The organism is Microcoleus sp. BROC3, assembly GCF_036702515.1.
In the GTDB taxonomy this organism is placed as follows: Bacteria; Cyanobacteriota; Cyanobacteriia; order Cyanobacteriales; family Microcoleaceae; genus Microcoleus.
In genome coordinates, this window is sequence record NZ_JAUBTQ010000011.1 from 61,183 (window position 1) to 86,383 (window position 25,201).

Sequence of the window (25,201 nt, forward strand, 5' to 3'; positions counted from 1 at the left end):
TCCTTTGATTGAGTGAATCTCAATATTTTGAGATTTTGCAAAAAGCTGCGATTATTTAACTCGTTCTCCGGCTTTGCTTGGGAACCAATATCCATGCCAGAACCGGAAAATAGGAGGCAGAGCCTCTGGATTTGCGTTACCAGGATCTGCCTGGTAACGAGTAGATTCTCTTAGTCAGCGTCGGCGGACTTCGTTTGTGTAGACGCGATTTTTATCGCCGACTGTTCAACGGGATAGCTAATAGCAACTTGGGTATTTCTATCCGCAGGCAGGGTAGCAACGATCGCATTTGTAGTAGATTCGCTCCACTTTAGCAGCCAAGCAGGTTGAATTCCCAGCACAAAAATGATGGCCGCCAAAACCAGCGCCGGCATATTTTCAGCAAACGTAACTGGAGGGTAGTAAGCCGTGGCGTTGTCCAACTTCCCAAAACAGGTGCGGTTGAGCAGAATCACAAAGTAAACTGCTGTTAAACCAGAGGCTAAAATGCACAGTAAAGTTGGAATTGGAAAGATCGAAAAACTGCCTTGAAACACTAAGAATTCGGCAATAAAACCCACCAAACCCGGAATTCCGGCGCTTGCCATGCCTCCCAAAACTAACAGGGAACTGGCAGTGGGTAAACCCCGCATCGGGTTCATCAAACCGTTGAGCACGTCCAAATCCCGGGTGCCCACTTTGGTTTCAATGATGCCTACCAAATAAAACAGCAAAGCTAAAATTAAGCCGTGGCTTACCATTTGCCCGACAGCGCCGATTAAAGCGAGTTTCGTACCCGCGGCGCAGGCAACTAGGATGTAACCCATATGTCCGATCGAACTATAGGCTACCATGCGCTTGATATCTTTTTGGGCGATCGCGCTCAAAGCCCCGTACATCACGCTCACCGTGCCGATAATCGCCAAACCCGGAGCTACAATCGACCAAGTTTCGGGAAACAACTGCAAGCAGAAGCGCACTAAACCGTAAGTTCCCAACTTCGCCAAAATCCCTCCCAGCAAAATTGCTGTTGCTGGCGAAGCTTCGACGTAAGCATCAGGCAGCCAAGTATGCAATGGCACTAAAGGAATTTTAATTCCCAACCCCATTAGCACAATTGTTAGCAGGATCAATTGCGTGTTCAAGGGCAATTCTTGAGTGGTAATCGCAGTGTAATCGAAATTTAAAGACCCACTCAGCCAAGCAACACCCAAAAATCCCGCTAAAACTAAAAATCCCGAAACAGCCGTGTAAATCAAAAACTTCATGGCAGCGTATTCTCGCTGCTTTCCACCCCAAATAGCAATCAACAGGTAAAAAGGAATTAATTCTACTTCGTAAAACAGTACAAACAGCAGCAAATTTTGAGACATCAAAGCTCCGGCAATACCAGCATTGATTAGCAGAATCAAAGCGTAGTAAAGCTGGGGTCGAGCCATCCCTTCGCCAGTGCCGTAAATGACTAATAGCGTCAGCAAAGCACTTAAAACCAGCAGGGGTAAGGACAAGCCGTCAATGCCCAAGTTGTAGCTCAAACCTAATTGTGGAATCCAAGGCAAATATTCTTGAAATTGCAGTCCCGAATTGGCTGTATCGAATTGAGTCAACAGCCAAATATTCAAAAGGAAAACAGCAGCAGCAAAAGCCGAGGCTATTGAACGCAGACGCATCCCATTGATGTTTCCGGGCAAAAACCCGACTACCGCAGCGCCCAACGCGGGCAACCAGAGCAAGGAACTAAGCATAATGTGTCAAGAGTGAAGAGTAAAGAATCAATTTTGCAGGATCTTGTTTTTGATAATTTGAGAGTTTAGATATTAACATTTCCCCAAACTCTCAATCCAAAGTTGCATCACGAATCAGAAAGAATAGTGACTCTCCCCGTGTCTAAATCGTAGTAGGCACCAACAAGTTTCAGTTTATTCTCCGCAATTAACTTAGAGATAACTGGAGATGCTTTCAACCTGTTAGCTTGCAGCACAACATTGGCTTTTGAGGCATTCTCTAGCCTGTCGCCCGCTTGGCTTTTTGAGCTTTCTACAGCAGGCTTAATTGCGTCGAGCAAACTGCCAATTTGACCCGGAACTTGAGCTCCTTTGATTGTTGCGTCTACCGCACCGCACCTTTTATGCCCGACTACCACAAGCACTTTTGCTCCCAGTACCAGGGTGCCAAATTCCAGGCTGCCAATTTCTTCTGGAGTAGCAACATTTCCGGCCACGCGACACACAAATAAATCTCCCAATCCCTGATCGAAGATAATTTCGGAAGGAAAGCGGGAATCTGCACAGCCTAGAATAGCAGCAAAGGGTTTTTGAGCTATGGCAACTTCGAGGAGCCTGGGTAAGTCTTGGTTGGGACTTTGGCGTTTTTTGTCAACAAACCGCTGGTTTCCGTCCATTAACTGTTTCAGAGCTGCATCGGGAGTCAAGCCATTTTGAGCAATTACTGGTTCGGGTGCAGCCAAATCAGCGCCTGCTCGTGCTGCAAGTATTCCTGTACCAATGGCTCCGGCGACAAATTTGAGGGAATTGCGGCGGGAAAGATTGAATTGTCTATGCTTTTGGTTCATTAATTTTGCCTTTTTTGAGAAACTTTGAAATCTTTGTTTAAGAATTAATATTTAAAAGATTTTAGATTAAAAATGTCACCTAAAATCTTAAATATTAACTCTATTTACCCACCGATAATCAGCGACAGGCGAGCTAGCAAAGGCCAGCTTACCAGCAGTCCCAAAAGTGCAACTCCGAACAGAATTGTCAGGGCGTAAAACTGAGTTTGACCGTTAACGTTGTATTTGAGGCTCTGCCCGCCGAAAATGGTTGCAAAACCGATTAAGTTCGCGAATCCGTCAACAATATTGCGATCGACCCAGGAGATGACTCGAGCAACTAAACCGACCGCAAATACCACTGTCACCCGATAAAGTTGGGCAGTGTAAAAGTCGTAAGCAAAAAAGTCTTGCAGGGCTTGAGAACCGATTCGCACCGGTTTTTGCCATTTCTCGTTCAGGTAAACAAACGCTCCGCCACCGATGCCGATCGCCGTTGACACAACGAGCAGTCCACTGGCGGTATAATTCAAACTCGCCCCAGGCAATAACTGCCACGCCGCCAGCAAGTGCGGAACGTGCAAAGTAAAGCCCATTAAAACAGTCATCGGCAAGATAAAAGGCCACTGAACTTCCGGCGAGCGTTCGGTCATTTGCTTTGGTTTGCCGCCAAAAACTAAACCGAAGACGCGCACCAACCCAAAAGCAGTGACGGCGTTTACAAACAAAACTATTCCAAACAGCAAAGGCTTAGCTTCCGAAAGCCCGGATGCTAATTTTTCTAAAGCCCAGAAACAGCCGAAGGGCGGCAGTCCCACCAATCCAGCGCTACCGACAATAAACGATATAGCCGATATCGGTCGCTTTCCCCACAAACCGCCGAGAGACCGGACATCCTGAGTGATGCTGTTCCAAACTACCGAACCGATGCTCATCACCAGCAAACCCATTGCCAAGCTGTAGGCAAATATTAATGTCAGGGCTGTCTGGGCTTGTCCGGTGCCGACGGCGATAAATACTAAGCCCATGTAAGAGCTGACTATATAGGAAAGCGTGCGCTTGATGTCAATTTGGGCGATCGCAATTAATGAAGCACCCACCGCCGTCGCAGCACCCACAGCAATAGTTGCCGTCACCCCAATCGGCGACAAAGCAATCACTGGCTGCAACTTAATCAATATCCAAGCACCAGTTTCGACAACTACGGTGTTCCGCAAAATCGTCGCCGGCAGCGGGCCTTCCATCGCCTCATCCAGCCACAGGTGCAAGGGAAACTGAGCGCACTTACCCATCGGGCCGGCAATCAAAGCTAAAGTCAACAGCGTCGCTACAGTGGGGTCAAGCTTTGCAGTCTGGGCCCACACAGCCAACTCGTCAAAATTCCAAGTTCCAGCCAGCGGCAGAATTGCGACTACTCCCATCAGCAGGAATAAGTCACCCACCCGCTTGGTTAAGAAAGCATCGCGAGCTCCTGTCACCACCAAAGACTGATTGAACCACAGCCCGACTAGCAGGTAAGTTCCCAGAGTCAGGATTTCCAAAATTATGTAGCTGAAGAACAGGGAATTGCACAACACCAAGCCGCACATCCCCGCTTCAAACAGCCCCATCAGGGAAAATAACCTAGCCCAGCCCCAGTCCATTTCCATGTAACCGAAAGCATAAATCTGCGCCAGCAAGTTCAGTCCGGTAATCAAAACAGTCGCCCCGACGGTGACAGCAGAGATTTCAAGGGGAATGGTTAAGTCTAAACCTGCTACATTCAGCCAGGGAATCAACTCGTGCCCGGCCGGTTGGTTCCAGATAGCTGTCAGGGCGATGACGCCGTGTACGAAAGCGAACAAGGTTAATATGGCGTTCACGTAACCGGATGGTCTGGGCCCGGTGCGGCGGGTAACTGCCGGAAACCACAGCATTGACAGAACTCCGCCGATGAGTGGATAGCAAGGTATAAACCAAACTGTCTGGAGTAAGATTTGAGCCATTGGCATTACCTGTAAAGGTTACAAAGATTTAAAAATCTGAGAATAATTCCGATGCGCTGACGACAGCACTGAAAAGCCAGAAGGCAGAAGTAAAGAAAATTTGGGGGTTTGCCTCTGAGTGCGTTCCCGTCGTCAAACCGAGCGCTTCAGAATCGACTTATTAATTTTATATTAAGGATTACGTTAATTTTTCAGATTTCTCATTCAGCATATCTATATGCACCAATAAACTGCACTTATAGGTATTTAGACGCGGGGATTGTATACAAAAGAATCATTGATTCGATCGCACATCTTGCACTATTTTGAGGAACAGGCTTTCCGGCCTGTGCCACAACAGTTCAATTTTTTTGTGGGGTACACCATTTTGAGGAACAGGCTTTCCGACCTGTGCCACAACAGTTCAATTTTTTTTGTGGGGTGGGCATCCTGCCTGTCCGTGAAACGCTGATGCTCTAAAATATTAGAACCGCTCAATGTCCCAAGCTGATTCTGGAAGTTTGGCTTGGCGCTGTCCCATCGCCCTTGCCCTAACACTCAAAAGACCGATCGGCGTATTGAACAAGTCTATCAGCTCGGCTCGGGCGATCCTCTTCGAGGGCTTCGCTAACGCACTTTTGGCAGCAGCCACAGGCAATTCCTTGAACAGCCATCTAGCCAGCCGATAAAAATATTCCGGTGCTGTCAATTCTCGCATCAAATCGACACCGTGAAGTTCGTGCAAGTATTTATTAGATTCGCCGTAGCGATACCATTGACTTTGTAACTGTTTTATTGTAGAACGGTGGCGGTGTCGGACGATCGCATTTTCGGCAAAATGTAATTTATAGGATGTTTGCCGCAAAATCCGCCAACACAAGTCAGCATCGCCGCCACTGGTGAGGTAAGGGCGAAATAATCCTATTTGCTGTAAAACGAGCCTCCGTACAGCTAAGTTGGCGGTTTGCCCGTAGGGACAAAAAGGGTGAGCGAGTGTATGTTTTTGAGATAAAGTATTTTCGCGGGCGCTGTGTTTTTCTAAAATAGTTTTACCGGGCAATGCGAGTATTTCCCCGCAGGTAATTCCTATTTCTAAGTCAACAAATGGCTTAACTAAATTTTCCAGCCAGTCAGATTGCGGGCGACAGTCTGCATCGGTAAATGCAATTATTTCACCTTTTGAGGTGCGAATTCCTTTATTTCGGGCGGCGTAGGAACTTTGAATCTTGTTTTCGGTGAGGTGGCGAATGGTTATTTGATTGAAATTGCTTCCCCCCCTTACCAAGGGGGGGACTGAGGGGGGGTTAGGGTTTGCTGCTGTTTCGAGGATAGTTGAAGTGCGATCGCGGCTGTTGTTGTCTACTAATAGATATTCTACACTGTCGATCGGATAAGTTTGCGATCGCAGGCACTCAATTAAATCCGGCAAATCTGCCTCGCCGTTGTAAATTGGCACTACTACCGAAATTTCCGGTAAAAACATTTTAATCATTCAAAAACAGCCGTCAACGATAGCATAACTAATATTGAGTCAGATTAAACGAACCGCGAAAGCGCTAAGGACGCGAAGGAAGATAAATAAGCAAATGTAATTCTTTCTTCGCGCTATCAGCGTCTTCGCGATTATTCAAATAATTAAAAAGCGTTATTAAGTTCAATTGAATTAACTGGGGATATCAATTCTCAAAATTATCAATTCGGAGCCTTAAACAGGCAAGATGCCTGTTCCACAAGAACTGAATGCAGTTGTGGAACAGGCATCTTGCCTGTTTCTTTGAAATAGTAGAAAATATCTCTGACATCCCCTGTGCAATCCGTCACCCAATCCGTTCTCAACTGTTGCTAGTCAACATCAGAATCATTAACACTAACACCCCGTTAGTTATATAAAAAATGCCAACAACCTGAGTTTCCAACCAGCCGCACAACTCTAAATGATGGTGCAGCGGAGCCATTCTTAACAGACGCTTGCCGATTCCATCAGGCCCTTTTGTAGCTTTGTAATAACCTACTTGAGCAATTACTGACAGCGTTTCTACAAAGAAAATCCCGCTGATAATTAATAATATCCAAAGGCTATTTGTTAATAAAGCTACCGCACCCAACGCACCGCCTAAAGCTAAAGCACCTGTATCGCCCATAAACACCTTGGCTGGATTGCGGTTGTGTGCTAAGAAACCGAGACAACTGCCGCTGGTGCAGGCGCAAAATATCATTAATTCTGGCGAAGTTGAGGCTACCGATGCGCCCAATCCCAAAAGTGCGATCGCCCCCAAACCTCCCATCAACCCGTCAACGCCGTCGGTAATATTAGTAGCATTGCTTTCAGCTACCAGCACAAAACCCGCCAGCGGCCAAAACAGAAAACCTAAAGGCAATACCCAACCGAAAGGCAAAGCAATGCTGGTAGAAATACCGGGTTCGCGGAACATTATCCACAGACAAAATAGAGCTGCAAAACCTATTTGCAAAGCCAATTTCATCCGAGGTGAAATACCTTTATTCGACTTGAGGCGCAGAATTTGCCAGTCGTCGATCCAGCCGATGAAACCGTAAGCTAAAGTTAAAGCCGATACGGCAACAACATCTGAGTTAAACTTAGACCAAAGCAAAGCAACTGCGACCCCGGCAGGTACAAAAAAGATGCCTCCCATTGTCGGCGTTCCCGCCTTTTTTAAATGGGCTTGGGGGCCGTCTTCGCGAATTATTTGTCCTGCTTTTAGTTGCTGAAGTACGGGCACAACTACACAGCCCACACCCGACGCAACTAAAGCACAAACAATTAGCGGCATAAATAGCGATGCAGGTAAATTCAAAAATCTACCCGCTGCTAAATCTAAACCGATCGCTACAATGCCGAGCCCCAAACCCAGCAGCAGGAATAAATTCCTGCCTGTAAGTTTGAAAGGCATACTAAAAGGGATTTTCTCATCCACAAAGTTATCCATAACACTCCTCACCACACACTATTTGAAAATAAGCAATTGACAATTGGAGAATAGGGTGCGATACAGGAGATTGAGAAATCTCTTAGTTTTTCTTCCCTGTTTCCGGTTGATTCCTTCACCCTGCTACCACTTATTCTTCGCCTACACTCACATCCTCTTCTACTTCTTCTTCTAAATCATCGTAAGGACTGTCGTCAACTGCCATCAGTTCAGAAATTTCTTCTTCGTGCAGATAGTCGGGTTCTTGGACATCCCTTGCTAACAGGCGATTGTTAGATTCCAACCAGTCTAAAAGAGAAGATTGCTGCTTTAATGGAATTACATCCGCAGGCAAGTGGCGAGGTATTTGACGCAGAGATGGGTTGTACATGATTCTCGGTTTTTAAAGACAAAGACGCGATCGAGTAGAGGTAACGTTTTGCCGACGGACTGTTCCTTTGATGAAGCACTTGCAAATCGGGCGTTTAGCAAGGCTAGAGCATTATACCACAAGCTCCGTTTGGTTCCGGATGGGATAAGATGGGAGACCGAAAAGGCGATCGCCCCCAAGCATGGGCCTCAGGATAACACTAAAATCCGCTCTTGCCAATCCTTCTTTAGCCCTAAGCATTGTAATCTAAGACGATCGTCTTTAAGATATCGCGGCACACGTGGCGATCCTCTTCTGCAAGCCTCGCTAACGGCAACCGGTTGATTCACCACAGTATCCTAGTTTTCGCTCAAAGCCTTATCCCGAATGCCCTCTGGCTTCTTCAGTCAACTCTTGCGCAATAAATCTCAGAATGGATACAACGGCAGCGGTTTTATACAACAAAGAGGGCTACCACACCGGAGGCAAAAAACTTCTGGGGCGTCATTCAGCCGGAGAAGGGTTTCTCAAAAGCTTAGTCCAACACGGAACCGCCGACTCTCTCTACTGTTGCGCCGATAGCGAAACAACCTTTAAGGAGTTTTGTTCGCACATCCAACCTTGGCTGCAAAAACCTCGGAAAGTCCGCTGGATTCCGACGGAACGACCGGATTTGCTATCTCAACCGGGCACAATTTACCGGCCAGATCCGGCCCTCTCGCAGATAGTTTGGGGGCGCAGATTTGTCGATCAGCGGGCCTACAGCGTTTGCGGCGTTACTCACACGATCGGTACAAAATACGTCATGGAGGCGATCGGCGATTTGATCGCCGCACCCATGCAGCCTTGGGACGCCCTGATCTGCACCTCTGCCGCCGTGAAAACAGCAGTAGAAGGAGTTCTCAGGGAGTGGTCAGAGTATTTAGCGCAGCGCAACGGCGGTAAACCCGAAATTTTAGTCAAATTGCCAGTTATTCCCCTAGGAGTCGATTGCAGCGCGTTTCCGCAGGGTGTGGAAGCAGTTAATAGTCGCCGCCAACTGCGGCAAGAACTCGGCATTTCTCCCGGCGATATTGTTGTGTTATTTGTCGGTCGATTGACTTTTTCTGCCAAAGGTCATCCAGTACCGATGTACATTGCCCTAGAGGCCGCCGCACAACAGACAAAAGCCAAAATCCACTTAATTCAAGCCGGTTGGATAGAAGATCCGAGAGAAGAACCCGACTTTAAAAATAGTGCCCAAATATTTTGTCCCTCCGTGAATGCTATTTTTTTAGATGGGAGACAGCCCGAAATTAGAATAAATATTTGGTCGGCGGCCGACATTTTCATTTCGCTGTCCGACAACATTCAAGAATCCTTCGGACTGACACCAATAGAAGCCATGGCGAACGGACTGCCGGCCATAGTCTCCGATTGGAACGGATACAAAGAATCTGTACGCCACGAAATAGACGGCTTCCGCATTCCCACACTCATCCCGCCCCCGGAATCTTGTTTAGATTTAGCCCTAAATTATCTCGACGGCAGCTTAAATTGGCCGACTTACATGGGTCACACTTCCCTCGCCACAGCAGTTGACATTGAGGCTTGCACCCGCGCTTTGTGTGAATTAATTGAAAACCCCGAATTGAGAAAGCGGATGGGCGAAAATGCCAGACAAAGGGCAAAAGAAATTTATGATTGGAAAGTAGTAATTGCTGCTTACGAACAGTTGTGGCGGGAATTAGCAGAAATTCGCCTTGTGGCACCCGAGTCTGCACCTTTAAAAGCCGGGAAGCCTCCTTATCCGTTGGGCGACGATCCGTTTCGGGTATTGGGTCATTATGCAACTAGAACTTTAAGCAAGAAGATGATACTGAGTCTGGGTGCGATCGCCACACCAGAAATTTTACAGCAGATACAGACAATTTGGTTTACCAGCTTCGGTCAAGACAGAAGAATCTCTGTTAACATTCAGATGCAGATATTGGATACAATTAAGCAAGAAGGTGCTGTCAGCGTGGGGGAAGTTATCAGACGCTACGTTAAAAACGAGCAAGAATTAGCCTACCTGTATCGGACTCTGCTTTATTTCCTGAAATTTGATATCTTAGTAATTAGGGATTAACCATTACTTATTGGTGATTGGTTAAGCCCAGGCGCATCTAAATTTTACAGTCAAGTTTGATAAAATTATTGTGGGGTGGGTGTCCCGCCCGCCCGAAAAATCCAACGCAAGATGCCCGACAGCTTATTACAAATAACAAATTCCCTCTTCCTTCTTCCTTCTTCTCCCTTCCTTTTTCCTTATTCCTTCTTAAAAAATCATGCTTAAAAAATCTGAACTCTTAGAGATAATTGCTGGTAAAAATCGCGGTTTGCTGGCGACGGCTAGCGACAAACAAGCGATTTTAAGCGCGATCGCCCAATTGGAAGATTACAACCCCACAACACGCCCTGTCGAAGCCGGAGAGCTTTTAAATGGTGATTGGCGGTTATTGTACACCACCAGCCGCGCACTGCTGAATCTTGACGGTTTTCCCTTGGTGAAATTGGGTTCAATTTATCAATCTATCCGCGTCAAAGAATCTAAAATTTACAACATTGCCGAACTTTACGGCTTGCCTTACTTAGAAGGAATTGTCAGCGTGGCTGCGACATTTGAGGCGACTTCGGAACGGCGGGTGCAGGTGAAGTTTGAGCGGTCAATTTTCGGTTTAAGCAGGTTGATTGGCTATGAATCTCCAGTCAAGTTTATCAATGAGATTGAGTCGGGTAAAAAGTTCGCTGCTGTAGATTTCGGGTTCGATAGTCGCGAACAGCAGGGATGGCTGGATGTTACTTATTTAGATAAGGATTTGCGGATCGGGCGCGGGAATGAAGGAAGTGTTTTTGTATTGACAAAAGAGTGATTTTGTGATGTTGATGTACAGGGCGATCGCCACTTAACTCATTCTCAATTTATCTTTCTTTCATCCGCGTTTATCCGCGTTCATCTGCGGTAAAAAATCAAAAATCTATCACTTTTTCAAACTGTTCAACACTTACTAAAACCCTCAAATCCATAGCCGATAAAAGCTTGAGATACGATAACCGTTAAAACTTAACGTTAAGAGCAGTTAGCAGAGTTACACTACAAAAACCTCAAGACAAATCCATGAGCATTCGCACTTGGGAAAGAAAAGGGCGATCGCACTTTTGGATTTGGGATGGGAGAGGTAGGCGATCGCAATTTACTAAAAAAAACTTTTCTACGCTTTAGCTCCAGTATCACCAAGATAGATTTGCCTAGAACCCTTGGGAATGTAAATCCAGCGAAGGTCTTGCAGGCGATTTGTCAGATTGGATATTGTTACGCCAAGTTCATCTCGCATTGCATAAAGGTGTTTCCAGTTGCTTAGATCGCGTCCTCTTCGTACTTCTTCTAGCTTAAATCTGGGCATCAGCAAACAACTAGCAAAATACTGTGCTTGCCATTCTATCCCTTGCTGACTGCTAATACTGCGACATAAAAATGGCTCAACGGCGCTCTCAACACCACGCTTTTGCTCTTCTTCTAAACGAGAAACCGCTTTTTGATCTATGTGAAGCTCCCAATGTCCAATTTCGTGAGCTATTGAAGATTCTTCAAACCCTTTAGGCTGTTCCAGACTCTTTTCGTTCATTATAATTTTACGTTCAGTAGGTAGAATCATGGCAGCAATTGCCCCTTTTTCATCAGGATCTATGTAGCCACAATCCATATCCAACCCTAAAGCTTCAGCAACATGACCAGCATCAATAGGCCATTTTAGAGGACGCTTGCGCTTTTGATTGACGCGCGTAATAACATCCATCGCACGAAGCTCAATTTCCTGTTTTGAGAATTTTTGATACTGGTTGATTACTTTCAACTTTTCCTCTCCTCACCTTCTAATTGTGTGGTTTCGCCCAGTAATTTTTGTGCAAATTCTGGCTCATCCCGCATCCGGCGCAGCAACGCAGGCATTTCCCTATACTTTTTGACCAGATCCTCAAAAACTTTGGCATCATCTGGTGTAATCCTACCTGCTAAGCGTTTGAGGTCATCTGTGCGATCGGTCAAATCCAAATGACGCGCTAACGCCTCAATGACATCCTCACTGGGAGGATACCCAGCGTGGTCGTTTTCCAGTTTGGATAGGTAGGTATAATCCACACCGATCAACTTTGCCAGTTCGCGCTGGCTATATTCCTTGTCCTTACGGGCTTGACGAATCAGCTTGCCAAACGTCTCGCTCACGGCTGTAGTCCCTTATCATGGAAAAATTGTAATCTATCTTGACTTTATCTTCAACAGGGTCTAAAGTACGTGTGTTGGCTAAATTGGTCAACATGAGCAACATAAACACTATAATAGATCGAGACAGACCTTTTTGGAGCCACAGCATGAAAAAACAACCATTCAATCCCGACCAACTGTGCTTCTCAATCGGCAGACCCCTGCCTGTTTTGCTTGAGGAAGTTCAACGGACAAGTCGGAATCCAAATCTGAGGAAGGCCGCCAAACAAATGCTGGAAGGCTTGCGTACCTTTGAATTGGCGAACCAAACTGAGGTTTCCAAATCCGTCAAAGCAAAAACCGCCATCCACGAAATTTTAACCAAATGAACCAATAACAGCCCTCTAAAATAGAGGGCTAAACTCATGGACAAAATTTGGGCATTTGCCAGCTATAATCTTTGGTCACAGTTTGCTCCACCAGTAGGGCAAGAATACTTCCACTGCGATATGAAGCGAGGTTTTGCTAGGGCACGACAGCGAGAACCTGGAGTCGCAGCAGTTAAAGATTTAGACAACACGCCTCAACGAATTGGAATACTTGCACAGCAAGGAGTTTATGAATTTCATCAAAACCCTAAACTATTCTCCCGCAAAGATGCTGTAGAGCAAGTTGCAGAAATTCTGCAATTAAGCCAAGAGTCAACTCCTGTTCAGGAACGAGTAATTCTCATCCTGAGCAATTACCACCAGCACCCGATTCTTTTAGGCAAGAACATCATTAAACTGAACCGAGGTGATGAGGGATTTCCCAAACCAATTATTATGAAGCAGGGGAATTATCTGTTTAATTTCTTTGCGGCGATAGACTGCATTTTTGCCGAACCCGATGGAACCATACATATTTTAGATTTCAAAACGGGTAAATCTGAATTCGATCGGCGACAGGCATACCTTTACTTGCTAGCAGCCAGTTATCTTTATCCATCTCAGCCAGCTATCGCCTCATTTTATAATTTGGAAACAGGCAAGCAGTCTGACCCACTCAGGGCAACGGCTGATACACTACAAGCTTTCCAAATAGAGATGTCGCTAATTGCTCAACGACATCAAAAAGATTTGAAGCGTTACCGCGACTATCCGGCTGAGTTCGACATAATTTTTCCACCTAATCCTGGTTCAAACTGTTCTTACTGTCCCTTTAACTCCATTTGTGAATTTTCTTCTGTAATATTAGAGGTTGCCGCATGACTGCTCATATTCATATTCCTCCACAAGTCTCTCCTTCTGCGACATATTTTTTGAGCGAGATTTTCCCGCTCATGATTTCACAGGGCAATTTAATCAGCTTTCGACTGACTCCAGAAGTAGATCGCAAAATTGGCAACCGATTTAGCTGGCGTTTTTGCCAAAAGTTTACTAATCAAGAATTTCCTCATGAGCTAGTTGCGATCTGGGAAGACAAATATTTTTGGGTTTTAGGTCAACCTAATCAACCTATGCCTAGCAAAGAAAAGTGGCGAGAGGCACTGGTAGAAATAGAAGAGGAGTTGAGAGAAGATATTGGCGATCGATCCTACTCTATCCAATGGGTACGCGAACCGCAGGTAACAGCTCCTATCCTTGCTCAATTAGCTGTGAGAATTTTGAAAATAAGTTCAGAGTTCTCATCATCTGATACTGTTTGGTCTGAAAATCATGTTGAAGTCAAGCGTGAAGCTAATTTTTGGGCAGAAACTATTGAATTGCAAGATGGTGAATATCCAGCTTTAGTTTTAACACCTCACAGCTACTTCGTTTACCAAACTACCTTGGATGAATTTTACGAAAATCATCCATATAGGAACAAACCGAAAGAACTTTTAATAGGTTTGAAAGTTAGAGATATTGAAAAGAATAGTTTTGCTACAATTACTGCTATTGTAGGCCCGATTGGAGAAGGAGGACGCAGACAATACCTCATCGATAAAGCAACAGGTGCACAGAGCAAACTAAAACTTGAAGAAGCACCAGACGATCAAGTTGTTGTTGCAGTCCAGTTTAGCAAAAATCCAACTGAGTATCAGTATCCAATGTCTGCTTTGCGTCCCTGTGTCACAGAGGAAACCGCCGATCGCTTTGATGTAAAATACGGAGACTTACTCAAGGAAACAAAAATTCCCTATCAAGAGCGACAAAAATGCTTAACTTCATACAAGCAAAAAGCAGAAAATGTTTTAAATACCTATGGACTCAATTTAGGAGCTAAGTGTATCAACAGCCGTGATTACCAGTCCTTATTCCTACCAATTCAGTTCAAGCTTGAAGAAACACTTTTGGAATTTGGTAATAAATTCATTGGTAAGAGAGGTGAAGTTTTGAAAGGACTCTCTAAAGGTGGTGTTTATCGCCGTCACGATGAGTATAGTGATATATCAAGAGCGATTCGCATTTCAGTTTTAAAAGTGGGGAATTTTAAAGTAAGCTCCTCTTTTTTAGAAGAAGTTCGGAAACGTCTCAAACAGTATAAGTTTGAAAGCCTCAGTTTGATTGACAAGAATACCAAAAAGATTGATGAGAGTAGAATTAAGATAGTTTCGATAGACGGCTTGAGTAAGGCTGAGGCTAAAGTTAGATTGGAACAAGCTATAGATGAACTAATAGATGAACTAATGGTGATTCCCGCAGATATTGTTTTGACTTTTTTACCTCAGAGCGATCGCAATACCGACAATAGCGAAGACGGCAGTTTTTATGCGTTTATTTCTTCGCAGTTACTCCGACACGGAAAAGCAAGCCAAGTGATTTATGAAGACACAGTACAAGATACTAAAAATCACGGAAATATTCTCAATCAAGTCATTCCAGGGATTTTAGCAAAGCTGGGAAACTTGCCATTTATTCTAGCTGAACCTTTAGAGATTGCTGATTATTTCATCGGATTGGATATTTCCAGAACTCCCAAAAAGAAGGGAAGCGGAAGCTTGAATGTTTGTGCAAGTGTGCGTCTTTACGATCGGCAAGGAAAATTTATTCGCTATAGGCTAGATGATGCTTTGACACAGGGTGAAGAAATCGATAAACGAACACTAGAGAGGTTTCTTCCGGCTGCTGACCTAACTGGAAAAACTGTACTAATTTACCGCGATGGACATTTTTGTGGTAACGAAGTCAAGTATTTACGCGAACGAGCAAAAGCAATTAGCTCTAATTTTATTTTGGTGGAATGTATCAAGTCTCAAGTTCCCCGACTTTACAACTTTGCTCAGTTAGCTTTAAAAGCACCCACAAAAGGTCTAGCACTTCGACTATCTGCATATGAAGTGATTTTGGTGACCACAGAAGTAAAGAATGAGAAGATGGGTCTGCCTTACCCCTTACGTTTGAAGGTTATTCCTGATGAAGGACAGGAAGTATCAATTGAAAGTTTAGTAGAAACAACACTTAAACTTACTTTATTGCATCATGGAGCACTTAAAGAGCCACGTTTACCCGTTCCCTTATATGGTTCTGACCGCATCGCTTATCGGCGGTTACAAGGTATTTCTCCAGGTGCATTGGATGGGGATAAACAATTTTGGCTGTAAGCCATATCGCCCTTCCACCCACCACTCTAACAAAACCCTACCAAAAACCAACAACATCACACGCCAAAAATGCTCCGACTCTCCCAAACCCAACTCAAAATCCTCGAAGAATGCCCCCGCAAATTCCAACACAGCTACCTCGAACTACTCGCCACCACCGGCTCCCCAGAACACAAAGAAAAACTCACATGGGGAAGCCACTTTCACCTATTGATGCAACAGCGAGAACTCGGACTTCCCATTGAATTTATCATCCAACAAGACCCCGAACTGGGACGCTGCGTGGCAGCATTTATCAACACCGCACCCGAACTCTTCGCCGAATCAGAAAATAGCGATCGAATTTTCCGCCAAGCCGAACACCCCCGCACCCTAATTTTCCAAGACTACCTATTCACCGTTATCTATGACTTGCTAATAGCCGAACCAAACGTCGCCCAAATTCTCGACTGGAAAACCTATCCCCGCCCTCAAAAATCAAAATGGATAGCCGAAAGTTGGCAAACTCGCCTCTATTTATACGTCTTAGTAGAAACCAGCGACTATTCCCCCGAACAAGTTTCCATGACATACTGGTTTGTACAATTGCAAGGAGAAGAACCGCCGCAAAAACTCACATTTTCTTACAACCAAACAGAACACGATCGCACAAAACAAGATTTAACCCACCTATTGCACCAGCTAACCGAGTGGCGAGAGCGCTATACCGAAGGCGGCGAATTCTTACCTCAAGTAGAAATTAGTTCCAATTTGTGCGATTCCTGTCAATTTGCCACTCGCTGCAACCGCACACCAGACACAAAAACTTTCTCACCATATCTTCTCGCAGAAACTCCCGCAAATTGGCTACCAAATCTTGCTATAATTGAGGAAATGTCTATTTAATTCAAATCTTTTACTATGCCAACTATTAGTCGCCCAGTGGGGGCGGGTTTATAGATATTGTGGATGTGAATGAAAGATTGTTGGTGAACCCGCCCCTACAGGAATTAATGAAATAACTTATGACAGAACTACTTCAAAATTTGCCAACTCAACCCCTATCCCAGCCCCCAGCTTGGCTGATCCAAGCTGTCAGAAACCATGCACCAGAACTCCCCGGAAACTATGCCGCCGCACTTCTGTGGTATAGAGGAATTCAAAATCCCGAACAAATACCCGGTTTCTTAAATCCCAAACTTTATCAACCAGCAAGTCCCTTTGAATTCGGACTAGAAATGACCTGGGCGATAGAAAGAATCCAGCAAGCACGAAACAGCGCCGAAAAAGTCGCGATTTGGGGAGACTTCGACGCCGACGGCATTACCTCAACATCCGTACTTTGGGACGGACTGGGAGAATTTTTTGCTCAAAATGACCAACTAATTTATTACATTCCCAACCGCTTAACCGAATCTCATGGACTCAATATCGCGGGAATAGATGCCTTAGCCCAATCTGGAATTAGCTTAATTATTACCTGTGATACCGGAAGTACAAACATCGCTGAAATCGAATATGCGACTAGCTTAAACATCGATACAATTATTACCGACCATCATACATTACCTGACAATCGCCCGCCAGCTACAGCCATTATCAATCCCCGCTACTTTCCCCCAAACCACCAACTATTTAACCTCTCAGGAGTTGGAGTAGCTTACAAATTAGTTGAAGCCTTGTATCACACATTACCGGATATTCCGCAGCGCCCGCTCACAGATTTATTAGAATTAGTAGCGATCGGCTTAATTGCGGATTTAGTCCAACTTACAGGAGACAGCCGCTACCTAGCACAAATCGGCATCCAACAACTGCAAAAACAAATCGCCAATGCCACCCGCCCAGGAGTTGCAAAATTGCTCGAACTGTGCAAAAGATCGGGCGATCGCCCAACCGACATTTCCTTCGGCCTCGGCCCCCGAATCAACGCCGTCAGCCGCATTCAAGGTGACGCCAGCTTCTGCGTAGAACTCCTCACCAGCCGCGACAAAAAACGTTGCGAAGAACTAGCAAATTTAACCGAAATTGCCAACTCCCGGCGTAAATCTTTACAAAAAGATGTTGCCAAAGATGCCGCCAATAAATTAGCCAAACTCGACCTCTCAACTACTAGCGTCATCGTCCTCAGCGATCCGCAATGGCCCGTAGGTGTATTAGGATTAGTAGCGGGACAAATCGCCCAAGAATACGGCCGCCCCGTGATTTTATTCAGCACAGAAGGAAGCGAAAAAATTAATGAAAATTCCCCGGAAATCCAATTTACCTCCTTCTTAGATTCAGAATCACCAACACTTTCCCCATCCAAAATTGCCAGGGGTTCAGCCCGTTCCGCCAATCAAATCGACCTTTATCAATTAGTCAAAGACCAAGCGCATTTATTGCACAGATTTGGCGGTCATCCCTTCGCCGCCGGATTGAGTCTCCCCGTTGACAATATCCCCCTATTTACCGATGCGGTAAATCAGCAACTGCGGCAACAATACAGTACAGATAGTTTAACAGCCGCCCCCGTTCAAGCGGACCTAAAAATTACTGTGTCCGAATTAGGTAAGGACTTATTTCAAGAACTAAAATTGCTCGAACCCTGCGGCATGGGCAACCCCGTCCCCAAATTGCTGATTGAAAACTGCTGGTTTGAAAATCTCTGGAATCAAAAAATTAAGGATTTGAAAGGGCAAAAAGTAGAATATCTTAAAACAGAATTTACAATTAGGGATGAATCTACCGATATGGGATTTCCCGGCATTTGGTGGGGACACAATCAAAACGAAGTTCCCCAAGGCCGCTGCGATGTCACCGTTGAACTCGATTTTAATACTTACAAATCGCGGTATGAAGTGCGCCTCGTATCAGTGCAAGAACGCACGGAAGAAAACCAAATAAATTCGCCCAATAAAATAGATTGGATTGTAGACTGGCGCAATAGAAATAACGATGAAGAGTTATTAGGCACTAGCACAAACTTAGAATCTCAAATGCCGATCGACAATCTAGTTTACAATTCCGAAAAGGTCGATGGCGAAAACTCGATCGTCCTCAAAGAATGCCCCGCAAGCTGGGACGAACTGCGGATCTGGTTTCGGCAAGCACAGCACACTCAGAAAAAACTCGCGATCGCCTACACATTACCTCCACTCGTACCCCCACAGCAAATCTGCCAACAGCTAATCGGCATCGCCAAATACCTCAGCCGCACCAAAAAACCCGTCACCAGACAGCAACTCCGCCAAAAACTCGGCATCAGCGACACCTCCCTGCAACTGGGGTTCAAAACCCTGACATATCTCGGTTTCAAAATCAATTATCGCGATCGAGCTTTCCACATCGCCAGACAACCCGAAACCGCACTGCAGGAAGACGCGCCCGATCAAATCCCCAAACCCTTATTAGATAGTCAATCCATTCCATTCTCAGTGCCAAATTCCCCGATTGCCACGCGTTTGGCAGCGCAATTCCTAGCAGCAGTCTCCGAAGAACAATTCCGGCGGAAATATTTCTGTGAAGTACCCCTGTCCACCATTCAATCGATCGCCCGAGAGACCGTTTTCCAAGAAGATTCTACAGCAAATCTTTTCTAACTGATATCTGCCACCATTGTTAAGCATAGGCAGGATGCGTGTTCCACTCATGAGATAACTTTTCTTGTGGGGCCTGCGCTCGCGCCTGTGGGGCGGGCTTTTTGGGATCTGAAGCGAGAGAGGTTTTTGTGTATCTGGCTTAAGAGGCCTATTCCTGACACGGATGCAACATCTCAGTTCTAAGAAATATCTTACTTCTGAATTCATCCCGATAAAATAAGGCATAGGGCAATGGGAGTTATCCATTGCGAGTCTGACCCAAAACTCATAACTCCTAACTCACAGGCCACAACCCAAAAATCCCCACCGCCAAACTCGATCGCCCATCTCCAATTTAAAACCCCTATGCTTCTGTGTCCCCGGTGCCAATTTGAAAATCCCAATCCAAACAAGTTTTGTCAACAATGCGGAAATTCCCTAATTTACAAACCTTGCCACGAATGCGGTGCCCAAGTCGCTTTTAGCGCCGCATTATGTCAGAATTGCGGCGTCGCAACAGGTCAAGTGTGGCGGGCCATTATCTGCGGTCGATCGAATTTTCCACCAGTCGAGCCAGACGAGTCAACCCTACCCCCAGCCGAGTTTCCGCAAAAACCAGACACAGTTCCAGAAATCGCATCGCCCCAAAACTCTCCTGAACCAATCACAGACGCGATTAAAACAGACATAACCACCCCAGCCGAACCCCCAACAGCAGTCGCACCAACTTCTCCACAGCCAAGCGACGGCGAATTCAGCAGCAGAGAAACAGACGCTGTGGCCGCCGTGGGGGCGATCGCACCAGCCTCCTTTCAAACAACCGAAAAAAGCTCTACTACAGTACCAGAGGGCGAAATAACCCCATCTGAACGCAATTTTACAACCGCACCACAGCCTAAACAAATCCAGGAAGCAACAGAGGACTCCGACAGCCCCAACATAGCTGAGATCTCCCGTCAATCTCCAGAATTCCCAGTCCCCAATTCAGAATATGTCATCCCTTCCCAGCCAGCAGGAGCTTATTTAGACACCCAGCAGCGCTACCAACTCCTAGAAACCGTGCCGCCGAGAAAACGCTCAGACACAGTAACAGTAAGAGTATTGGACTGTCAGCCGCTGGAAATGTCACCCCTCAAAGCCATGCTAGCAGCCAACTCGGCCAGCGTCGCCAAACGAACCTCCCCCTACACCGCCGCCATCCAACGCGGAGAAAATTCGACCAATTCCGCCTTAGCAGAGCTTTGCCAAGGCATAGCTGAACCTTATTTGGCACTCCGGTGGCAATTCTCTCAAAACCTGCCAGTAATTCACGATAGTTGGTCAGACAACGAACAGGCAGTGCTGCTGTTAGAAGACTGCTCCCAATGGCCGCTGCTGGTAGAACGGTGGAGTCAACCCGAAACTTCCACCCAGCAAATTTTATACTGGCTGCACGAAATGACAGAACTGTGGGCTGCCCTAGAACCCTGGCGCTGTCGGCAAAGCTTGTTGGAACTGACAAATTTGCGAGTCAACCCCGACTCTTCCTTTTCCTTAGCTTCTTTGCGGCTGCAATACCTCTATCCCGAACCCGCCGGCTCAAACCTGCAACTGGTAGATTTGGGGCAACTGTGGCAGGTGATATTTAGCCAGTCCGATCATCATCGCACTCACTTTGGCGCATTGCTCGAACTGCTGCAACAAATGTACAGAGGCGAGATTAACACAATCGAAGAATTGCGATCGCGCCTAGAAACGGTTCCCCTCGAACTCCAGCCCGCACCTTCACCAACCTCAACCCCGGAGCGCGAGCATTACGGCCCAGACGAGTCCCTCCCCGACGTTGGCGAGGTCTTAACCCAGCCCATGCCAGTCCAGATTTACAGCTTAGAAGACGCAGGCCTCACCGATGTCGGCCGCACGCGCGACCACAACGAAGACTTCTTCAGCATCTGGACTCAGCTAAACAAACTCGAAAGCTCCTTCGGTCGCATCTTTCAAACCAAAGGGCTTTACATTCTCTGCGACGGCATGGGCGGACACGACAGGGGAGAAGTAGCCAGTCAACTAGCCGCTGAAACCCTCAGAGAATTCTTTCAAAGCACTTGGGAAAATCAACTACCTCCTGCAGACACCATCCGCGAGGGAGTGCTGCTAGCCAACAAAGCCATCTTTGAAATTAATCAAAAAGACGGACGCTCCGGCAGCGCCCGCATGGGTACAACTCTAGTCGCAGTCTTAGTTCAAGACACCCAATTCGCCGTTGCCCACGTCGGCGACAGCCGCCTCTACCGACTGAGAAAGGGACAAACCCTAGAAAAAGTCACCTCAGACCACGAAGTAGGGCAGCGCGAAATTAAGCGCGGGGTTGACCCGGAAACTGCTTATGCCCGTCCCGACGCCTATCAACTAACTCAAGCCATCGGCCCGCGAGACAGTAATTTTCTCAAGCCTGACGTGCAGTTTTTAGACTTGTGCGAAGATACTTTATTGATTTTGGCTTCCGACGGTCTGACAGATAATGATTTGTTGGAAACTCACTGGCAGAACACTCTCGAACCCCTGTTTAATCCTCAAGCCGATCTCGACCAGGGAGTTGCCCAGTTGATTGAACTGGGCAACAAACGCAACGGTCACGACAATATCACGGCAATTATCATTCGGGCGCAGGTAGGCGCATTTCGATTTTAGAATTTGGATGCTGCAAACCTTCTCTTGGCCGCCCCCAAGCCAGCGGCCGCCAGAGTTAAACCTGCAATTGTTGCAGGTTCGGGAACAGCCTCTGAGTTTTCAGGGGATGGTTTGACTTCTTGTGCCATCACATATCCGCCGTTTGTAGATTTTCCGTTGGATTGCCCGTAAGCTGATTGTATCCAACTCATTCTGTTTCCCTCTGTACCCGAACTATTGCTAAATATTCCCAAAGATGGCAAAGGCAAAGTGCGATTATTACCAAAAGCCCATTGCCCTGTTAATCTAGGGATAATATTAGGGCCCGAATAAGCATCATAGACAACTCGTGTTTTGATGGGATCGAGGGGCGCCCACAGCAAAGGAGAAAGCAATTCACCCCTGTTCACTGTTCTGCTGGCTTGAGACAAATTCCACGACTTCCCCAATATGGTTGCAGAAAAGCTTGTGAGCGCAAACCATTGATTTGTAGCTTTAATTTCTAGGGGCGGGAATGCGAAGTTAGACAAAATAGTATCTTGATAAGGAGTCGATTCATCATAGCTGAAGGCTCCTTCGCCTACTAGAGAGTCAGTCGAGTCAAAAAAACTTAAACTAAAATTAAGTGAGGCAGCCTGTGCTGATTTGACCCCAGTCAAGACCAATCCTACAACAGTGACGGTCGCAGCCATAGAAAATTTACGCAAAAGTTTAGCCATTGTGAACATATTCTTTGTGTTTTAAACTGTTAGATCGATCGTTTTGACTTTTAAAGTCCCTGGACTTATCAGTAATTTTACAGATAAATAAATAAATAAAAAAAAACTAGACTAAAATCTTACACAATCTTTAATAAAAATCAGGATATTATAAAGATTTGATGAAACTAACGGCTGACACCAATGGGGGAATAACCGCGTTTGTTGTGAGTTGCTTATTGTTAAGAATCAACACTTCGGAAAGTTTTTGATTTTCCACGGTAAAAATAAGGGTTTCAGGGCGATCCTCTCGGAGGGCAACGCTTGGCGAGGCACAGGATCTGCCAACGGAAAATCAAGGGTTTCAGACTAGGAACTCCAAACAGTCCGGACTATTGAAGAATTACAAATTAAAAACTAAAACTCCCGATCGCTTATTAATTCTTAATTTTTTATTCTTAATATTTAAATTTTAATTGCTTTATGCCCCATGCTCTAAACCTATAAATTCCCGATCGCCCGCCACTGCGTAATCATGGAGATTAATCATATCAATCGAAAATGCTGCTGACTCTTTTAGATCCCGAAAAACAGAACCCCCTGCAACAGTGGAGTTTCGAGAGCGAATCCATTATTCGCATCGGCCGGTCTCCTGAAAATCACGTTGTGATCCCCAATGCTCTAGTGTCGCGGCAGCATCTGGAACTCCAAAGAGTTAATAGCGTGAATTCCAGTCAGTGGTACTTAGTCAATTCCGGGACAAATGGCACTTTGGTTAATGGTATTCTCATGTCTCAGGGTTGGATATCCGACGGTGCTCTGATCCAGTTGGCGCGGGGCGGCCCAATTCTGCATTTCCAAGTTATTACGATTGAACTCGGCGGCAAGATTGAGGCGAACCCCAACGTCAATCTCGTGGCACCGAGGTGTACCCACGCGGGAAACCCGCCGGGGAATTTATTCTGCATCCACTGCGGCGAACCGATTAAAGTCGATCGCACAGTCCGTCACTACCAAGTGTTGAGAACTTTGGGCCAGGGCGGTATGGGGACAACGACTTTAGCTTGGGATCGAGAGCAAGCGAAAGCTCAACAACCCGGAAGTGCCCCCGCAGCATCTCTGGTAGTCCTCAAGGAAATGAATGCTGATATGGCTCAAATCGCCAAAGCTCAAGAACTGTTTGAACGTGAAGCTAAAACTCTCAAGGCCCTCCACCATCCGGGAATTCCTCAGTTTTTTGACTTTTTTGTGGAAGGGGGCAAAAAATACTTGGTGATGGAAATGCTCCACGGCGAGGATTTAGAAAAACGCATCTACAACCGCGGGCCTGTTGCTCCCCAACAAGCAATAGAGTGGATGATCCAAACCTGTCAAGTTTTGGACTACATTCACTCTCAAAAACCCCCGATCGTCCACCGGGATATTAAACCTGCTAATTTGTTGGTGCGCCACCGGGACAATGGCATTACACTGCTGGATTTTGGTGCCGTTAAAGAAATCGGCACTCCTCCGGGGACTCGCATCGGCGTTGAAGGCTACACCGCACCAGAACAAGACCGGGGACAGCCTCTCCCTCAGTCGGATTTATATGCTATTGGGCCTACTTTGATTTTTTTGCTGACGGCCCAAAGCCCTCAAAAGTTTTACGGGAAAATAGCTCGAGGTTACGGGTTTAAGCTCGAAAATATTCCGACGATCGCCCCGAAGCTGCGGGAGACCATTTTGCGAACTACCGCAGCTAAGCCTGGGGATCGCTTTCAAACTGCTCAACAATTAGCTCGAGCTTTAGCAGCTTCGCTTTAACAGAAGTTAGAACTTAGAAGTTAGAAGTCAAAAGTCATGAGGAAGACGGCAAAGGGAAGAGGGAAGAGTGAAGAGGGAAGAAGGTAGCAACGGAAATTTATTGATAAAATTTACCCAATTGCCTCGGAATTTCTATCCGACACCCAAGTCCTCCGTCTCCTCTGTTATTCCTCGTCCCAAGCTTCTACAGCTATCAACTCGCTCACGGGGTCTTGCATAGAAAAATCAAACTCTAGGAGTTGCTGTTTCCAGTAAGGCCATTCGTCGCCGTAAAGCAGAGCAATTTTCCAAATGCTGTCTGTCGGTTTGATAATGTCAGACGTGACGAGAGAATGCACCTGACGCTGGAACTTAACCATCGGCTGTATAACCTGCTGGCTCATAATACCTCTTGAATTGTTTAAATCTTGTGTAATTACCACTTCCCAGCTCACACTTTTTACCGCAGTTTCGCCAAGAACAGTCTCGCCAAGATACGTGTAGATTTTTGTCGGGAAGCTACATATTCAACTTGTATCTTAACATAGTTCGTTTTGACAAGGGGCTATAAGCAGGACTGAAGAGTCAAGACCGACTTCAAAGAATTAATCATCTTTAGAATGTCCCGCTATATGCTGTCGATCGGCAATGGGAGGTTTGCCTCCTCGACTTTTTCCACATAGTGGCAGATGCAAGGGCTGCCGAAGGCTTGTTTTTGACAAGGCTGAGTTTGCCTGCGAGAAACTGCAACTAATGCTTTTTCGCTGCTACAGCCTAATTTCCGCTTTCCTGCGGGTAAACCGCACCTGTTTCACCTTCGACGCTGGGTTCGCTGTGAGAGTGGGTCATAGCTACATAAGCTGATTATAACTCTACTGACCGCAAAAGCGATCGAAAATTGTTGGATACTGTTGATCGCAATCCCTAAATGTCGATCGAAGATTCAAAGGCGACA

19 protein-coding genes are annotated in these 25,201 nt (G+C 46.0%); 9 read left to right on the plus strand and 10 right to left on the minus strand.

What is annotated here, in order from left to right; all coding sequences use genetic code 11:
• Positions 1–170: 170 nt before the first annotated feature.
• The 6 genes from QUB30_RS09510 to QUB30_RS09535 all read right to left on the minus strand — a co-directional run bounded on the left by QUB30_RS09510 (position 171) and on the right by QUB30_RS09535 (position 7,812).
• The gene (locus QUB30_RS09510; protein WP_333332347.1) at positions 171–1,724 is read right to left on the minus strand and encodes an NADH-quinone oxidoreductase subunit M; all 1,554 of its coding nucleotides are present in this window, start codon (positions 1,722–1,724) and stop codon (positions 171–173) included.
• Between the two features lie 107 nt (positions 1,725–1,831).
• Complete coding sequence (locus QUB30_RS09515) at positions 1,832–2,551, minus strand: carbonic anhydrase (protein WP_333332350.1); 720 nt, start codon at positions 2,549–2,551, stop codon at positions 1,832–1,834.
• A 104-nt stretch (positions 2,552–2,655) separates the two neighbouring features.
• Positions 2,656–4,515, minus strand: a complete 1,860-nt coding sequence (locus QUB30_RS09520) for an NAD(P)H-quinone oxidoreductase subunit F (protein ID WP_333332353.1) — start codon at positions 4,513–4,515, stop codon at positions 2,656–2,658.
• 463 nt (positions 4,516–4,978) lie between these two features.
• Positions 4,979–5,986, minus strand: a complete 1,008-nt coding sequence (locus QUB30_RS09525; protein ID WP_333332355.1) for a glycosyltransferase — start codon at positions 5,984–5,986, stop codon at positions 4,979–4,981.
• Positions 5,987–6,326: 340 nt separating this feature from the next.
• A complete protein-coding gene (gene mraY / locus QUB30_RS09530) occupies positions 6,327–7,442 on the minus strand; it encodes a phospho-N-acetylmuramoyl-pentapeptide-transferase (protein ID WP_333332358.1) in 1,116 nt (371 codons plus the stop codon).
• Positions 7,443–7,572: 130 nt separating this feature from the next.
• Positions 7,573–7,812, minus strand: a complete 240-nt coding sequence (locus tag QUB30_RS09535) for a DUF3134 domain-containing protein (protein WP_006631296.1) — start codon at positions 7,810–7,812, stop codon at positions 7,573–7,575.
• Between the two features lie 412 nt (positions 7,813–8,224).
• Between QUB30_RS09535 and QUB30_RS09540 the strand changes: the two genes are divergently transcribed.
• Both QUB30_RS09540 and QUB30_RS09545 read left to right on the plus strand, forming a co-directional pair.
• Complete coding sequence (locus tag QUB30_RS09540; protein WP_333332361.1) at positions 8,225–9,901, plus strand: glycosyltransferase family 4 protein; 1,677 nt, start codon at positions 8,225–8,227, stop codon at positions 9,899–9,901.
• Between the two features lie 199 nt (positions 9,902–10,100).
• Positions 10,101–10,685, plus strand: a complete 585-nt coding sequence (locus QUB30_RS09545) for a PAP/fibrillin family protein (RefSeq protein WP_333332364.1) — start codon at positions 10,101–10,103, stop codon at positions 10,683–10,685.
• 339 nt (positions 10,686–11,024) lie between these two features.
• On the opposite strand, the gene QUB30_RS09550 is transcribed toward QUB30_RS09545, so the two are convergent.
• Positions 11,025–11,666 carry an ImmA/IrrE family metallo-endopeptidase gene (locus QUB30_RS09550; protein WP_333332367.1) on the minus strand — a complete coding sequence of 214 codons (642 nt, stop codon included), beginning with the start codon at positions 11,664–11,666 and terminating at the stop codon, positions 11,025–11,027.
• A complete protein-coding gene (locus tag QUB30_RS09555) occupies positions 11,663–12,034 on the minus strand; it encodes a helix-turn-helix transcriptional regulator (protein WP_333332370.1) in 372 nt (123 codons plus the stop codon). The genes QUB30_RS09550 and QUB30_RS09555 overlap by 4 nt, the downstream gene beginning before the upstream one ends.
• 146 nt (positions 12,035–12,180) lie before the next feature.
• Between QUB30_RS09555 and QUB30_RS09560 the strand changes: the two genes are divergently transcribed.
• From QUB30_RS09560 to QUB30_RS09585, 6 genes are all read left to right on the plus strand, one after another.
• Positions 12,181–12,402, plus strand: a complete 222-nt coding sequence (locus QUB30_RS09560; RefSeq protein WP_333037034.1) for a hypothetical protein — start codon at positions 12,181–12,183, stop codon at positions 12,400–12,402.
• A gap of 36 nt (positions 12,403–12,438) precedes the next feature.
• Positions 12,439–13,263 (plus strand): PD-(D/E)XK nuclease family protein, encoded by an 825-nt coding sequence (locus tag QUB30_RS09565; protein ID WP_333332374.1) that lies wholly within the window; start codon positions 12,439–12,441, stop codon positions 13,261–13,263.
• The gene (locus QUB30_RS09570) at positions 13,260–15,578 is read left to right on the plus strand and encodes a Piwi domain-containing protein (protein ID WP_333332377.1); all 2,319 of its coding nucleotides are present in this window, start codon (positions 13,260–13,262) and stop codon (positions 15,576–15,578) included. Before QUB30_RS09565 ends, QUB30_RS09570 begins: the two co-directional genes overlap by 4 nt.
• A gap of 69 nt (positions 15,579–15,647) precedes the next feature.
• On the plus strand, positions 15,648–16,463 hold the full coding sequence (locus QUB30_RS09575; RefSeq protein ID WP_333332380.1) for a PD-(D/E)XK nuclease family protein: 816 nt from the start codon (positions 15,648–15,650) through the stop codon (positions 16,461–16,463).
• A gap of 119 nt (positions 16,464–16,582) precedes the next feature.
• A complete protein-coding gene (locus QUB30_RS09580; protein ID WP_333332384.1) occupies positions 16,583–19,138 on the plus strand; it encodes a DHH family phosphoesterase in 2,556 nt (851 codons plus the stop codon).
• 345 nt (positions 19,139–19,483) lie between these two features.
• Complete coding sequence (locus tag QUB30_RS09585; protein WP_333332387.1) at positions 19,484–21,787, plus strand: serine/threonine phosphatase; 2,304 nt, start codon at positions 19,484–19,486, stop codon at positions 21,785–21,787.
• Here QUB30_RS09585 and QUB30_RS09590 read toward each other — a convergent pair.
• Complete coding sequence (locus QUB30_RS09590) at positions 21,784–22,458, minus strand: PEP-CTERM sorting domain-containing protein (protein ID WP_333332390.1); 675 nt, start codon at positions 22,456–22,458, stop codon at positions 21,784–21,786. The two genes, QUB30_RS09585 and QUB30_RS09590, sit on opposite strands and share 4 nt — an antisense overlap.
• A 567-nt stretch (positions 22,459–23,025) precedes the next feature.
• On the opposite strand from QUB30_RS09590, the gene QUB30_RS09595 reads away from it, so the two are divergent.
• On the plus strand, positions 23,026–24,267 hold the full coding sequence (locus tag QUB30_RS09595) for a protein kinase domain-containing protein (protein WP_333332393.1): 1,242 nt from the start codon (positions 23,026–23,028) through the stop codon (positions 24,265–24,267).
• Positions 24,268–24,431: 164 nt separating this feature from the next.
• Here the strand turns inward: QUB30_RS09595 and QUB30_RS09600 are convergent, their stop codons facing one another.
• A complete protein-coding gene (locus QUB30_RS09600; RefSeq protein ID WP_006631282.1) occupies positions 24,432–24,650 on the minus strand; it encodes a DUF4327 family protein in 219 nt (72 codons plus the stop codon).
• Between the last annotated feature and the right edge of the window lie 551 nt (positions 24,651–25,201).

What these genes read in the sequence shown, in the direction of transcription:
- mraY (WP_333332358.1), bottom strand. Translation starts at nt 7,442, where the DNA reads ATGGATAACTTTGTGGATGAGAAAATCCCTTTTAGTATGCCTTTCAAA.
- QUB30_RS09570 (WP_333332377.1), top strand. Translation starts at nt 13,260, where the DNA reads ATGACTGCTCATATTCATATTCCTCCACAAGTCTCTCCTTCTGCGACA.
- QUB30_RS09585 (WP_333332387.1), top strand. Translation starts at nt 19,484, where the DNA reads ATGCTTCTGTGTCCCCGGTGCCAATTTGAAAATCCCAATCCAAACAAG.
- QUB30_RS09565 (WP_333332374.1), top strand. Translation starts at nt 12,439, where the DNA reads ATGGACAAAATTTGGGCATTTGCCAGCTATAATCTTTGGTCACAGTTT.
- QUB30_RS09515 (WP_333332350.1), bottom strand. Translation starts at nt 2,551, where the DNA reads ATGAACCAAAAGCATAGACAATTCAATCTTTCCCGCCGCAATTCCCTC.
- QUB30_RS09595 (WP_333332393.1), top strand. Translation starts at nt 23,026, where the DNA reads ATGCTGCTGACTCTTTTAGATCCCGAAAAACAGAACCCCCTGCAACAG.
- QUB30_RS09510 (WP_333332347.1), bottom strand. Translation starts at nt 1,724, where the DNA reads ATGCTTAGTTCCTTGCTCTGGTTGCCCGCGTTGGGCGCTGCGGTAGTC.
- QUB30_RS09520 (WP_333332353.1), bottom strand. Translation starts at nt 4,515, where the DNA reads ATGGCTCAAATCTTACTCCAGACAGTTTGGTTTATACCTTGCTATCCA.
- QUB30_RS09575 (WP_333332380.1), top strand. Translation starts at nt 15,648, where the DNA reads ATGCTCCGACTCTCCCAAACCCAACTCAAAATCCTCGAAGAATGCCCC.
- QUB30_RS09580 (WP_333332384.1), top strand. Translation starts at nt 16,583, where the DNA reads ATGACAGAACTACTTCAAAATTTGCCAACTCAACCCCTATCCCAGCCC.
- QUB30_RS09545 (WP_333332364.1), top strand. Translation starts at nt 10,101, where the DNA reads ATGCTTAAAAAATCTGAACTCTTAGAGATAATTGCTGGTAAAAATCGC.
- QUB30_RS09535 (WP_006631296.1), bottom strand. Translation starts at nt 7,812, where the DNA reads ATGTACAACCCATCTCTGCGTCAAATACCTCGCCACTTGCCTGCGGAT.
- QUB30_RS09590 (WP_333332390.1), bottom strand. Translation starts at nt 22,458, where the DNA reads ATGGCTGCGACCGTCACTGTTGTAGGATTGGTCTTGACTGGGGTCAAA.
- QUB30_RS09560 (WP_333037034.1), top strand. Translation starts at nt 12,181, where the DNA reads ATGAAAAAACAACCATTCAATCCCGACCAACTGTGCTTCTCAATCGGC.
- QUB30_RS09540 (WP_333332361.1), top strand. Translation starts at nt 8,225, where the DNA reads ATGGATACAACGGCAGCGGTTTTATACAACAAAGAGGGCTACCACACC.
- QUB30_RS09525 (WP_333332355.1), bottom strand. Translation starts at nt 5,986, where the DNA reads ATGATTAAAATGTTTTTACCGGAAATTTCGGTAGTAGTGCCAATTTAC.
- QUB30_RS09600 (WP_006631282.1), bottom strand. Translation starts at nt 24,650, where the DNA reads ATGAGCCAGCAGGTTATACAGCCGATGGTTAAGTTCCAGCGTCAGGTG.